Here is a 14114-nt window from a genome sequence, read left to right on the forward strand (position 1 = left end):
CAGTGGTTGATTAGAATTCATCTTTAAAAGATTCTTTAACTTTCAAAATCTCATCGAGTTGTTGGAGAAAGATTGGGACCAGCGTTGGATCGAAATGTGAGCCCGCTTCTTCTTCGAGCAAAGCGGTCGCTTTTTCAATCGGCCACGCCTGTTTGTAAGGGCGCTCACTGGTTAAGGCATCGAAGACATCTGCAATAGCAACAATTCTCGCACTAAGCGGGATATCTTCTCCTTTTAATCCGTGCGGATAGCCGCTGCCATCCCACTTTTCGTGGTGATAAAGCGCGATCTCTTGTGCCATCTGCATCAATCGTGTGTCGCTGTCTGCAATGATATCTGCGCCGATTTTTACGTGGGTTTGCATTACTGCCCACTCTTCGGCATCCAATTTGCCCGGTTTGCGCAGCACGGCGTCAGGGATACCTATCTTACCAATATCATGCATAGGGGAGGCTTGGAACACTAATTCCACCCATCGCTCACTCACATCTAACTGCTGAGCGAGGATTCTCGAATAGTGACTCATGCGAATAACGTGCATGCCTGTTTCGTTATCTTTATATTCCGCCGCTCGGCCAAGACGCTGGATGACCTCAAGGCGTGTTTTTTCCAGCAGCGCAGTGCGCTCTTTCACTTTGTTGGCTAATGAAAGGTTTTGGTCATAGAGAGAAATATGTGTTTTTACCCTAGCTTGAACGATAGGCGGGCTAATTGGTTTGGTTATATAGTCAACAGCGCCTATTTCGAAGCCTTTTTGCTCATCGACCACTTCCGCTTTGGCGGTAACAAAAATAACAGGAATTTCAGCGGTGACCGGATTAGCTTTAAGTTTTTCACATACCTCGTAACCGTCCATTTCCGGCATCATAATGTCGAGTAGGATGAGGTGTGGGTAAGGTTTGGTACCCGCAATTTGTAAGGCTTTTGCGCCGCTTGTTGCCGCTTTTATACGGTAGTCATCAGAAAGAATGCCTGACAAAGTATGGATGTTGTCGGGGATATCATCGACAACCAGAATTACAGGTTTTTCATGCTGTTCAATTGGCATTGCGGTAAATCCTTTACTGCAGAATCATTGACTTATTAATCCATAGAATAGTTATTTTTTATAAATTTTGGCACTCAATAGTTCAGTGGTCGTATAACTCGTCCTAGATAACGTGACCTACGTTTGAATAATCGTTACTGATTACCGACGGTATTTAACCTGAATCTTTTCCCACAGAGGTGTATAATCGCGCGATTATTTTTGATGCCGCGTTGGAAATAGGGACGTTATTTGAAAGCGGTACTGACTGTTTAGAGGTAGCTTCGTGTCGAACACTGAAACGAAACAACAATTTCCAATGCAGCGCTTTTCCATTGCGCCCATGCTCGATGGAATTGATGCTTAACTTAAGTTTTTGATATTAAGGAACTTAAATTTCATTTTGGCTGGGTAGGGGACAAATAAGGGACAGTTCAGTAAAAAATCACTTCACAGTACACTATCGACGATAGTACCCACCTTTTCGCTTTTTTCAAAAAACTTTCCCAAAACACGCGGTAAAAACAGTTGCTTTTGTTGATGCAATACTCTTGCGCATTGCAAAATTGAGTTATGAAAGCAGAAAGCAGCACCTATAACAATACCCATGACGACTCACAAACTATTGGCAGAACAGTTCAACAACAAACCTTTAATTCCTCTTGAAGAACTTGCGGAGCTCTATCTGGGTCTAACCCCAAGTACTGCAAAGAGAAAGGCTCGTGATAACCTTTTGCCTTTTCCTGTAATGAGGTTGGGAGATTCACAGAAGTCCCCTTGGGTTGTGTCGTTTGAGCACTTTGCTAGGTATGTTGATCAGCAAGCAGCGCAAGCTCATGAGAGCTGGAAGAGATTGCAATGCTAAATTGTGATTCGTCCAGAATTTGAAAAACTATGGTATATCGTTTATTAGCTGAGCAACATGGCTAGTTAACGTAACTGGTTCTTTATTTTAGACACCTGTTCAGTTTGCTTCTTAGATAGTGATAGCTTTTGTAACCGTTCATAGTTTTTAGTTAATCGATTCTTTTGGCGGATTAATTGCCTCTTGTTATTTTCAGTCTTTGCTTTAAGCCATTTGTCAGTTTGAACTTGCATCTGTCTGAGGATTTTTTCTATCTCGAGTGAAGCCTTCGAGTTCTCATACTCGTATTGCCAAGTACTCAGTCTTCTACCTCTTTTTGCTTCGGCTACTTCGTGATGCTTGTAATTGATATCTGCATATCTCAACGTCGCAGCGTTAAAAGCTTGCTTTATAACCTTCGTAGCTTTCTTTTGCTGAAGTTCGTTGAGAACCCTAGTACCTGCTACTTTTCCGATAATTAAATGGACATGATCGCCACTTCCTTTTCTTGCGGTTTGTTCTTGTTGGTGCAAAACGGCACGAATACGTTTTTGGAAGTCACCTAACTCGAGTTGATTTAGATTACATAGCTTAGCAAGCGCCAAGCAACAATCTTTTACGATGAGTTGCCACTGCTGTGGCTTAGGGCGATACCCTTTTGGGAGAGTTAAACAAAACTCCATCGCGTAGCTTGATAGCGGGCGCCCCCCTTTTGGGTTGCTCATTTGGCGTAATCTGAACTCTTCACCTGAAAGTGCAATTTGCTTTGACGTTTCTAAGCTGCCAACTATAGATAGAATTTTTTCTGTGTGTTTATGATTGTTATGTTTCTTGTTTAGCAAATAGCGTTCGCGGATTAGTACGCCATCTGCGCCTAGACGAACAGGCTGAGTGATTACGGTCCAGTTTTTTAGCATGGTCGTTATTGTTTAATTTAAAGCTAAGAAACTTAGAAAGTTTTTTCAAATAACATCAACATAACCTACTAATTTTGGAGGGTTTCCAGATAGGTAAAGAACGGCTTCGCTGAGTTCTTTACCACTGGCAAAAAGGGAGACCCTTCTTGACAACCCCAAATTAGCAACAAGCGGTAACCCTATTGAGACAGGTATAAATAATTTATATCGTTATAGAAAAATCATGTTTAAACATCTCTCGACAATTGAAAAGTCACTAGTTTTAGAAAGGTATGAAGAAGTGGGGCTCCATAGGCTTATCGAAGATTTGGTTATTGAATTATGTGTTAATGCCAATTTCATTAGCGATGATGATGTTGCTGATAGTTCTACCAGATTTAAATGGATTCAAAATGCAGCGTCTTGCGCAATAAAGTCATATGCGTTAATTGATGAAGTCGAAGGGCGGAGTGAAATTGAGGCTAGCTTAAGTTCTTTCGATGAGTTGATAGAGTTTTGCCAGTGTAGAGCGCAAGAAGTAGTGGAGTTTTTGTCAGACAAATCTTTGGAGTCTGCACCATATTTGGATAGTGAGGAAGGATCCGAAACAACTACTGATACTTCACCAAGGCTTAAATTGAAGGGGCCTAGTCTTTTTTGATTCTTGATATGCATTACGGTGAATGAACCTTGAATTGTTGTACAATCAGCACAATTCGACTTTGTGCTGATTTCTTATGAATAGTAAAAACTTATCTCCAACTGCTGCCCTAATCTGGTCGGTAGCTGACCTGCTTCGCGGTGATTTTAAACAATCTCAATACGGTCGTGTAATCCTTCCTTTTACTCTGCTTAGACGTCTTGAGTGTGTGCTTGGACCAAGCAAGGACACAGTGTTAGCTGAGTATGAGCGACTCAAAGTGAACAATCTTCCAGAAGAAGTACAGGAAAAGCGCTTACTAAGTGTAATGCAGCCTGATGGATTGACGTTCTTCAACACATCTCCAATAAACTTAAGTGAGATTAGTCGTGAACACACTAAAGCTGATTTAGAAAAGTATGTTCAGTCGTTCTCCAAAAATGTACGTGAAATCTTCGAGCACTTTAAATTTGATGACTTTATAGGGTTGCTGGAAGATTCTCATTTGCTTTATAGGGTTGTACAAAAGTTTGCTGCTACTGACCTTAGTCCTAGAGTTTTTACAAATCTAGAGATGGGGTTGATTTTTGGTGAGCTTAATCGTCGTTTTGCAGAGTCTTCAAACGAAACAGCAGGGGAGCATTTTACCCCTCGAGATATAGTCAATTTGACAACTTCGCTTGTACTTTATGGAGATAGGTTACTCTCATCGAGAGACGGTGCTGTACGTAGCATTTATGATCCTACTGTGGGAACGGGCGGGTTTCTCTCATCTAGTATCGAATATGCTAATGAACTCAGTCCTACGGCTACGATACGAGCATTTGGACAAGAGGTGAATCCAGAATCCTATGCCATTTGTCAAGCTAACATGTTGATAACAGGTCAGGAATTTAGCAATGTAAAACTCGGCGATACTTTATCTAACGATAAACTTCCTAGTGAAAAGTTCGACTATTTAATGTCTAACCCACCGTTTGGTATGAATTGGAAAAAGATCGAACGCGAGATAAAAGATGAGCATGACATAAAACGTTTTGCGGGGCGCTTTGGACCCGGTTTGCCGCGTGTCTCAGATAGTTCACTTCTTTTCTTGATGCACCTTATCAGTAAAATGCGAAACGGAGTTGATGGTAGCCGTATTGGAATTATTTTAAACGCATCCCCACTCATTACTGGCGGGGCTGGAAGCGGTGAGAGCGAGATACGTCGTTATATTCTGGAAGAAGACTTGCTCGAGACAATAGTCGCGTTACCAACTGACATGTTCTACAACACTGGTATTGCTAGTTATGTTTGTATTCTGACCAATAAGAAAAAAGCCGAGCGTAAAGGTAAGGTGCAACTTATTAATGGCACTAGTCTCAGCAATAAAATGAGAAAATCATTAGGCTCTAAGCGCCATTTTCTGACCGAGGAAAATATTCAATCGATAACAGCAAGCCTCCAGGATTTTGCAGATATGGATACTTTTACAAATAACGGGAAGCCATTAGCCGCAAAGGTTTGTGATACTTATAATTTTGGTTACCGTCGTCTTACCATCGAGCGCCCACTTCGAGTTTCGGCACAGATCACTGATGCCGCGATAAAGTCTCTTCGATTTGGAGTGAAACCCCTTAATTCTGTTATGCAGGCAGTGTACGAAAAGTTTGGAGGTGGGTGGACTGAAGATACATATGGTTCATTAGATGAAGCTGCTGTTCGGGTTCTCATCAAGACTGATTTTCCAGAATTGAAAGCACAGCAAATCAAAAAGGTAATGGATCGAGAGCAGTGGTTAAAGCAAAAAGCATTGTTCGAGAGCGCAAAAGTGATTCAAGCGGCTTTTGGTGAATCTCAAGGAGGAAAATCTAGACAGTCAAATGATTTCAATCAATTTGAATTGAATCTGAAAAGTGCTCTGAAATCCACCGATGTTAAGTTGGACAATGTTCAAAGAAAACAGTTTATCGATGCGGTCTCTTGGAAAAACCCAGATGCGGAACCTGTCATCAAAAATGTTAAGAAGACAAGCGCTCAGCCACAGTATGGCTTTTTCGAGTACAAAGGCAAAGTTGTCGAGTTTGAGCAAGATAGTGATTTTCGTGATTATGAGAATGTACCGTTAAATCCTAGCTTAACTACAGAAGAGCTTGTAGAGAGCTATTTCATGGCGGAAGTTCGCCCATATGCTCCTGATGCATGGATTAATGCAGAAAAGTTAGATAAACACGATAAGGAAATTGGGATTGTAGGTTATGAAATTAACTTCAAGTCATATTTCACGAAAAATCATGCAAGAGATCAATTACTTCAAGGGAGCTTATTGAGGTTTAAAGAGATTGTTATACAGGATAACGCTGGCCTTTACGTTCTAGAGCCCACGTCGGGAAAAATTGTTGAATATTCTAGTCTTTCTGAACAAAGAAAACAGACCAATCCAGCGCGCTTTAATCTTCTTCCAGAGAGACTTCTTGTGGAATTTTACAATATATTTTTGACTCAAGAAGAGGGGAAGGACTGGCTAGAGAGTAACTTTATAACTGGAGGAACATGGCGAAGCATTTCAATGACTACTTGGCTAAATGCTCGTATTTCACTACCACCTATAGGAAATCAGAGTGACCTTATAGACTTCTGGGGAGAATGTGATGCAGTTCTAACCAGAATTAGTTTGCTCAAAAAGTCTGCGTTCGCAAACTTTCAATCAGCCCAAGAACAAATCTTACCTTTTCAGAGCGTAGCGAGTAGATACGAACATGAGTTTTCATCCATGTTACCTACTCCTCTTGCTATATTATGGGAGCTGGCAGAATCAAAATTTCATGAGCGCGATAGATGTGAGGCATTTATCAAGTTTTTTGAATACTTAGGGTTGTATTTGGTTTCATTGGTTTTCGGACAAAGTAAACCACATGAAAAATGTTTTTATAAAAGAGGTGGCTTAATAGGCCTTTCGATGGCCTTTAGCCACAATCGGTTGAAAGACTATCAGGATATAATAACGTCGACAGATGGGATTACCACTACGCTATGTCGCAATGAAGTGATTGATTTTCTTAAAAAAGCTACTGAACTTAGAAATGATATTGCGCATAGAGGATTGCCATCTGCAGCATCGGTTTCTGCAGCAAAAGATGTTATCGACAACTTAAAGGATACGATGCAGTCGGAGCTAAGATCCTTTTTTGACACATCTACATTAATAAAACCTATGCAGGCCAAGTTTGATGGCAGTTCATATATCTATGAAGTAGAGGTCTTAAAGGGACTAGGTATTAACCCTAGTAAAACGGCACTTATAAAAACATCTGAACCAATGGTCTTTGGTGAGTTGTATTTATCTCATGGAGAAGTTACTACTGATGAAAGCGTAAGGGTTTCTAAGTTATTTCCACTATTACTAGTTAGTGAAACAGTTCCATCCAGTGAGATCATGGGGTTTTATTTTTACAGTGATACAAGAGATGACAAATTACGTTTTGTGTGCCCCTATCCAAATGTAGAAACATACAAGTTTCTTCCTGAAAAACTTATAAAAGAAAACTTAAATAATGACTAACAACAACTTCTCCCAAACCGCTGCCTTCATCTGGTCGGTGGCTGACCTGCTTCGCGGTGACTTCAAACAATCTCAATACGGCCGTGTGATCTTGCCGTTTACCCTGCTTCGTCGCCTTGAGTGTGTGCTTGAGCCAAGCAAAGATTCCGTGGTTGCTGAACATGAGCGCATCAAAGAGATGAACCTGCCAGAAGAGGCGCAGGAAAAGTTCTTGCTACGTGCAACGCAATCACCAGCGCAGCCTGATGGCTTGTCATTCTTCAATACCTCGCCAATGAACCTTGGCAAGATGGGGCAAAGCAACATCAAAGCGAACCTTGAAAAGTACGTCCAGTCATTCTCCAAAGATGCGCGTGAAATCTTCGAGCACTTCAAGTTCGATGAATTTGTTGGTCTGCTGGAAGATGCCAACCTGCTTTACAAAGTAGTGAAGAAATTTGCCACCACCGACCTCAGCCCAAACAGCATTTCCAACCATGATATGGGCTTGGTGTTTGAAGAGCTGATCCGCCGCTTTGCGGAAAGCTCGAATGAAACCGCTGGTGAACACTTTACCCCGCGTGACATCGTGCGCCTGACCACCTCATTGGTGTTTATGGAAGACGATGAAGCCCTAACCAAAGATGGCATCATCCGTACCATCTATGACCCAACAGCGGGTACAGGTGGCTTCCTCTCTTCAGGCATGGAATACGTGCATGAACTCAACCCGAAAGCGGTGATGCGTGCGTTTGGTCAGGAGCTAAACCCAGAGTCCTACGCTATCTGTAAGGCAGATATGCTGATCAAAGGGCAAGATGTTAGCCGCATCAAGCTTGGTAACACCCTATCGAATGACCAACTGCCAGCGGACAAGTTTGACTACATGCTGTCTAACCCGCCGTTCGGTGTCGATTGGAAAAAGATTGAGGGCGAAATCAAGGACGAGCACGAGCAAAAAGGCTTTGATGGACGCTTTGGCGCAGGCTTACCGCGAGTTTCTGACGGTTCGCTGCTGTTCTTGATGCACCTTATCAGCAAGATGCGTGACAAGAAAAATGTTGATAACCAAGTTACCGATGGTGGTCGTATTGGCATCATCCTAAACGGCTCACCGCTGTTCACGGGCGGTGCAGGTAGTGGTGAAAGTGAAATTCGTCGCTACATCTTAGAAGCCGACCTGCTTGAAGCCATTGTCGCGCTGCCAACTGACATGTTCTACAACACTGGTATTGCGACCTATGTTTGGGTGCTGACCAACAAGAAAGACCCAGAGCGTAAAGGCAAAGTGCAACTTATCAATGGTGCCAACTTAAGCCAAAAAATGCGCAAGTCGCTTGGTTCTAAGCGTCACTTCCTGACCGATGATGAAATCCGCGCCATCACCAAAAACTTTGGTGAGTTTGTTGAGGTCGATACCCTGACTGAAAGCGGCAAACCACTAACGGCTAAGATTTTTGATACGCATGAGTTTGGCTACCGCCGCCTGACCATCGAACGCCCATTGCGTTTGTCTGCGCAAATTACCGATGATGCGGTGGAATCACTGCGCTTTGCTCCTAAGCCATTCAACGCCGTAATGCAGGCTGTCTTTGAGCAGTTTGGCACGGAATGGGATGACAACACCTACGGCACGCTTATTGAAGTGGAAGCCGAAGTGCGTGCATTGATCAAAGCAGACTTCCCAGAGCTGAAAGAAAAGCAAATCAAAGACGTGCTGGACAGCAAACTGTGGCTAAGCCAAAAATCCTTGATGGAAGATGCTAAAGCCCTGCAAGTTGCCCTTGGCGACAAGCTTGGCGGTAAAGCGCAGCAATCTGATGACTTCAACCAATTTGAACTGACTCTGAAAGGCGCGTTCAAAGCGACTGGTATCAAGTTCGATGCCAAGCAGAAGAAACAGTTTATTGATGCGATCACTTGGAAGAACCAAGACGCTGAACCTGTGATCAAGAAAGTGCTGAAAGAAGACGCTCAACCGCTATACGGTGCTTTTGACTATAAAGGTAAGGTCGTTGAGTTCCAACAAGATGGCGACCTGCGTGATAACGAGAATGTGCCGCTTGATCCAAGCGTGACTTCATCAACCCTGATTGAAAGCTACTTCGAGCGCGAAGTGCAGCCACACGTTGCTGATGCGTGGATCAACGCAGATAAGCGCGATGACAAAGACAATGAAATTGGCGTGGTGGGTTATGAAATTCCATTCAATCGCCATTTCTATGTTTATCAGCCACCACGTGCGCTGGAAGCCATTGATGCCGATTTGGATGCAGTGAGTGCAGATATTATGAAGCTACTGCAGGAGGTGCATTCGTAATGGAACTATCGGTTTATGATCATTACTCGGAATCGGACATATTGTGGGTTGGTCAATATCCAAGCCATTGGAATCTCACGCGTGTTAAATATGAAGCATACGTAAAGGCTAGAGTAGGCTGGCATGGTTTAAAGTCCGATGACTTTACTGATGAAGGGCCATACCTCGTAACAGGGAGCGACTTCAAGGGACCTCGAATTCGTTGGAGTGATTGCTATCATTGTGATCTTAAGCGATATGAGCAAGACCCTTACATTCAGCTTACGAATGGAGATCTGCTAATCACCAAAGATGGAACTATTGGTAAAGTCGCTTTGGTGGACGGGCTAGGAGATGATGAAAAAGCGACACTCAATAGTGGAGTTTTTGTTGTTAGACCTTTGAGAGATAACTTTTTAACGAAGTTCTATTTTTGGCTGCTTCAGTCTCGTGTGTTCACAGATTTTGTTAATTACAACAAAACAGGAAGTACGATAGTTCATTTATACCAAGATACATTCGTGAATTTTGCTTATGCGTCCCCTGATATCGCAGAACAAACCCAAATTGCCAATTTCCTAGATCACGAAACCACCAAAATCGACACCTTGATCGAAAAGCAGCAGCAACTGATTAAGCTGCTGAAAGAAAAGCGCCAAGCGGTGATTAGCCATGCGGTGACCAAAGGTTTGAACCCGCAAGCACCAATGAAAGACTCAGGTGTTGAGTGGTTAGGGGAAGTACCAGAGCATTGGGTGGTTTCACCAATAAAACATCTGCTAAGACAAAAGAAAGGTGCTGTTAAAGCGGGTCCTTTTGGTAGTCATTTAAAAAATTCCGATATGGACGGCGGAGATGTCAAAGTTATCACCCAAAAGAATGTGATCAAGAAAAACCTTTCTATAGGTGATTCATTTATATCTGAGCAGAAGTATCGAGAGCTTTCTGGATTTACAATCGAAAAGGAAGACGTTCTTATAACTACAAGAGGAACCATCGGTAGGACTTGCGTATATAGTGATGAAGCAGTTGCAATACTACATCCATGTCTTATTAGAATGCAGTGTGATGAGACGAAGGTCATTCCTGAATTACTTGCGCTAATAATTCAAGATAGCGGATATGCGATGGAGCAAATTTTAGTTAAGAGTAATGCGACAACAATTGAAGTTATATATTCAGACAACTTAGTGAATACCGAAATTTGCGTGCCAAAAACCATAGATGAACAGGTGAGGTTGCTAGAGTTTGTTGAGCTTGAAACTGATAAGTTTGATTCATTGGTTCGAAAAGCTGAAAGTGCTATTTCATTAATGCAAGAACGCCGCACTGCTCTCATCTCTGCCGCGGTTACTGGCAAAATCGATGTGCGTAATTGGCAAGCACCAACATCTGAAAATCAAGCGTTGGAACAAACCGCTTAAACATATTGCCACTCTCGCTGAGTAAAGAGAAAGTAGAGTGGCTTTTTCGCCTTGGTTGGCAGCAAAGAATATTAGCCAAAGTAATTGGTGAGGCAGGTAGGCGACAAGTGCGCGAGACCCATGAGCATAGTGCGCTATGTGATTGGGCGAGAGAACACAGGCAACACCGCTGCATCGCCAAGTACGAAGGATAAAAGAAGAAGTAAGGTATGAAAGACACCACACAAGAACGGGTATTTCAGGATGACATCATCAGCCAGATGGTTGCCAATGGCTGGGTGCAAGGCACTGGCGAAGGCTATAACCGCGAATCCGCGCTTTTCGAGGCGGATGTGCTGACCTTTATCAAACAGACGCAGCCGAAAGAGTGGGAGAAGTTCTGCAAAGTATTCCCTACCGACTCAGAACGCCACTTCCTTGATGCCTTGGTGACGCAGCTAAAAAAAGCTGATGAGAACGCCACCGACCGCGCTTCACGTACCTTTGGCACCTTAGGTGTGCTTCGCCATGGTTTGAAAATCCGCAATGCCCGTTTTGATTTGTGTCAGTTTAAGCCAGAGCATAACCTCAACCCTGAAACCTTGGCGCGTTACCAGCACAACATCTGCCGGATTGTACCAGAGTTGGTTTACAGTCCTTATGCAACGCAAGCTGAATTCGATGCGACAGGCAAACAGGCTAAGAAATGGCGCATTGACTTGGTGCTGTTCGTCAATGGTTTGCCTGTCTCTACCCTTGAGCTGAAATCCGAATTCAAACAAGCAGTAGAAAACGCCATTGCGCAGTACAAACTGACCCGTTTACCGAAAGATCCAGCCACCAAAAAACCAGAGCCACTACTGAGCTTTAAACGCGGTGCATTAGTGCATTTCGCGGTAAGTCAGTATGAAGTTCACATGGCAACCAAGCTGGCGGGTGAAGAGACATTCTTCTTACCGTTTAACAAAGGCACACATGATGGCGGTAAGGGCAATGACATTCCCGAAGATGAAAACCGCTACGCTACCGATTACCTGTGGAATGAGGTATTAACGCCAGACAATCTGCTCAATATCATCGGGCGCTTTATCCATCTTCAAATCGAAGAAAAGGAAGACTGGGAGGGGCGTAAGACCAAGAAAGAAACCCTGATCTTCCCGCGTTACCACCAATGGGATGTGGTAACCAAACTGGTTAATGCCGCGATTGAAGAGGGCACAGGCAATAAGTATCTCATCCAGCACAGTGCAGGTTCGGGGAAATCCAACTCGATTGCATGGACAGCGCACCAACTCTCGACCTTGCATGACGCTAACGGCAACAAGCAGTTTGATTCGGTGATTGTGGTGACTGACCGCACCGTACTGGATGACCAGCTACAAGACACCATCTATCAGTTTGAACATGCTGATGGCGTGGTGGGGCGCATCAACCGCAAAGAGGGCGATGGCTCGAAATCAGAGAAGCTGGCAACGGCACTGGAAACCTCTCAACCTATAATCATCGTGACCATTCAAACGTTCCCGCATGTGTTAAAGGCGATTGAGAACTCAACGTCACTCAAAGAGCGCCGTTACGCCATCATTGCCGATGAAGCGCATTCATCACAAACAGGTGCAACCGCTCGCCAGCTTAAAGAAGTGCTGATGACGGATGAAGCAGACGATGACACAGAACTGTCATCTGAAGATATTCTGGATGCCACCATTGCTGCGCGTCGAGGCAGTGCCAACCTAAGCTATTACGCCTTTACCGCGACACCCAAGCCAAAAACACTGGAGCTGTTTGGTCGTAGACCCGATCCAGAGCAACCCGCGTCTAGACGCAACTTGCCAGTGGCTTACCATATCTATTCCATGCGTCAGGCAATTGAAGAGGGCTTCATTCTTGATGTACTGAAGAACTACACCAACTACAAGGTGATCTATCAGCTCAAGCAAAAACTGGAAGCCGAAGACAAAGAAGTGGATTCAGGCAAAGCCAAGGTGAAGCTCAACAACTGGGTGCGCCTGCATGACCACAACATTTCACAGAAAGTGAAAGTGATTGTTGAGCACTTCAAAAAGAACGTCATGGGCTTGTTGGGTGGTCAAGCCAAAGCAATGGTCGTCACAAGCTCACGCAAAGAAGCGGTTCGCTATAAGCTGGCGTTTGATAAGTACGTGTCTGAACATAGTTACGCAGGCATTCGTGCAATGGTCGCGTTTTCTGGTGAAGTGGAATTTAATGCCGCTGACCCAGACAGCACTGCGTTTATGGATCAGAAGTTCACTGAGCACAACATGAACCCTGATCTTAAAGGTCGTGAGATGCGCAAAGCTTTCAACACCGATGATTATCAAGTGATGTTGGTTGCCAACAAATTCCAAACGGGCTTTGACCAACCGAAGCTCTGCGCGATGTATGTTGATAAGAAGCTTGCTGGCGTTGAGTGTGTGCAGACTCTCTCTCGCTTGAATCGTACTTATCAAGGTAAAGCAGAGTGCGGCACCTTTGTGCTCGACTTCTACAACGACCCGCAAGACATTCTCGATGCTTTCCAACCTTATTACCAAGTGGCCGAGCTTGAGGATGTATCTGACCCCGACAAGATCTTTGACCTATCAGAAAAGCTGCGTGCCAGCGGTATCTTCTTATGGACAGAGGTGGAGCAGTTCGTTGATGCCTTCTTTACCAAGAACAAGTCCAATGCGGCGATCAGCAACATCTGTAAGCCTGCGGTAGACCGTTGGCGTAAGCGTTACACTTCAGCGGTAGAAGAATACCTTCACGCCAAGAACGTGTTTGAACGCACCAAAAAAACAGGCGACGCGGTGCTAATCGCTAATGCGGAAAACACCTTCAAGGAATGCAAGCAAGAGAAAGACCGGCTTGAGATTTTCAAAAAGGATTTAGGCAGTTTTGTACGCTTCTATGAGTTCATGTCGCAGATTGTCGATTACGACGATAAAGAGCTAGAAAAGCTAAGCTTGTATGCGCGTCACTTACGCCCAATGCTGCGCGAGAAAGTCATCGAAGAAGACGAGCTTGATCTTGGCAACGTGGTGATGAGCCACTATCGCTTATCAAAAATTCGTCAGCAGGACATCCAGCTCCAAGAGAACACGCCAGAGTACAAACTCCAGCCGAGCAATGACGTGGGCACCGCTAAGCCAAAGGACAAGAAAGAAGAGTTCCTATCCCACATCATCGAGCGACTGAACGAGGTGTTTGTTACCGACAACCTGACCGACAAAGACATGATCAACTATGCCTTCACGGTACGCGACAAGCTCACAGAGAACGAAACGGTGATGAACCAAATCGCCAACAACACACGCGAACAAGCCATGCTGGGCGATTTCCCTCGTGCGATTGACGATGCGATTATGAATAGTAACGAAGCGCATCAAGAGCAAATGATGCAGTTGCTGTCAGATCCCAACAAAACTAAGCAATTTGCGCGCGTTATCTTTGATATGTTGAGTGGGGTAAAGTAATAG

General features: G+C 44.0%; 7 protein-coding genes and 1 pseudogene. 6 read left to right on the top strand and 2 right to left on the bottom strand.

Annotation, left to right across the window (positions count from 1 at the left end):
- Window positions 1-10: 10 nt before the first annotated feature.
- Complete coding sequence (locus LYZ37_RS01345; protein ID WP_272786182.1) at window positions 11-1048, bottom strand: HD-GYP domain-containing protein; 1038 nt, start codon at window positions 1046-1048, stop codon at window positions 11-13.
- 586 nt (window positions 1049-1634) lie between these two features.
- Here LYZ37_RS01345 and LYZ37_RS01350 point away from each other — a divergent pair.
- Window positions 1635-1892, top strand: coding sequence for a pyocin activator PrtN family protein (locus tag LYZ37_RS01350; protein WP_242603614.1), 258 nt, complete (start codon window positions 1635-1637; stop codon window positions 1890-1892).
- Between the two features lie 65 nt (window positions 1893-1957).
- On the opposite strand, the gene LYZ37_RS01355 is transcribed toward LYZ37_RS01350, so the two are convergent.
- Window positions 1958-2713, bottom strand: coding sequence for a hypothetical protein (locus LYZ37_RS01355; RefSeq protein ID WP_336314489.1), 756 nt, complete (start codon window positions 2711-2713; stop codon window positions 1958-1960).
- Window positions 2714-3011: 298 nt separating this feature from the next.
- Between LYZ37_RS01355 and LYZ37_RS01360 the strand changes: the two genes are divergently transcribed.
- The 5 genes and pseudogenes from LYZ37_RS01360 (at window position 3012) to LYZ37_RS01380 (ending at window position 14111) form a co-directional block, all read left to right on the top strand.
- Window positions 3012-3428 carry a hypothetical protein gene (locus tag LYZ37_RS01360; protein ID WP_130253468.1) on the top strand — a complete coding sequence of 139 codons (417 nt, stop codon included), beginning with the start codon at window positions 3012-3014 and terminating at the stop codon, window positions 3426-3428.
- 76 nt (window positions 3429-3504) lie between these two features.
- A pseudogene (locus LYZ37_RS01365) lies at window positions 3505-5673 on the top strand (type I restriction-modification system subunit M); the annotation flags it as partial.
- A gap of 1270 nt (window positions 5674-6943) precedes the next feature.
- Complete coding sequence (locus LYZ37_RS01370; RefSeq protein WP_272786183.1) at window positions 6944-9250, top strand: type I restriction-modification system subunit M; 2307 nt, start codon at window positions 6944-6946, stop codon at window positions 9248-9250.
- The gene (locus tag LYZ37_RS01375; RefSeq protein ID WP_272786185.1) at window positions 9250-10653 is read left to right on the top strand and encodes a restriction endonuclease subunit S; all 1404 of its coding nucleotides are present in this window, start codon (window positions 9250-9252) and stop codon (window positions 10651-10653) included. Before LYZ37_RS01370 ends, LYZ37_RS01375 begins: the two co-directional genes overlap by 1 nt.
- A 209-nt stretch (window positions 10654-10862) precedes the next feature.
- Window positions 10863-14111 carry a type I restriction endonuclease subunit R gene (locus tag LYZ37_RS01380; protein WP_272786187.1) on the top strand — a complete coding sequence of 1083 codons (3249 nt, stop codon included), beginning with the start codon at window positions 10863-10865 and terminating at the stop codon, window positions 14109-14111.
- Window positions 14112-14114 lie beyond the last annotated feature (3 nt).

The sequence above is a fragment of the Vibrio tubiashii genome, from assembly GCF_028551255.1.
In the GTDB taxonomy this organism is placed as follows: Bacteria; Pseudomonadota; Gammaproteobacteria; order Enterobacterales; family Vibrionaceae; genus Vibrio; species Vibrio tubiashii_B.

Bases quoted from the DNA above. Each gene is read 5' to 3' on its own strand.
- LYZ37_RS01345 (WP_272786182.1), bottom strand. From the start codon at position 1,048: ATGCCAATTGAACAGCATGAAAAACCTGTAATTCTGGTTGTCGATGAT.
- LYZ37_RS01350 (WP_242603614.1), top strand. From the start codon at position 1,635: ATGACGACTCACAAACTATTGGCAGAACAGTTCAACAACAAACCTTTA.
- LYZ37_RS01360 (WP_130253468.1), top strand. From the start codon at position 3,012: ATGTTTAAACATCTCTCGACAATTGAAAAGTCACTAGTTTTAGAAAGG.
- LYZ37_RS01375 (WP_272786185.1), top strand. From the start codon at position 9,250: ATGGAACTATCGGTTTATGATCATTACTCGGAATCGGACATATTGTGG.
- LYZ37_RS01370 (WP_272786183.1), top strand. From the start codon at position 6,944: ATGACTAACAACAACTTCTCCCAAACCGCTGCCTTCATCTGGTCGGTG.
- LYZ37_RS01380 (WP_272786187.1), top strand. From the start codon at position 10,863: ATGAAAGACACCACACAAGAACGGGTATTTCAGGATGACATCATCAGC.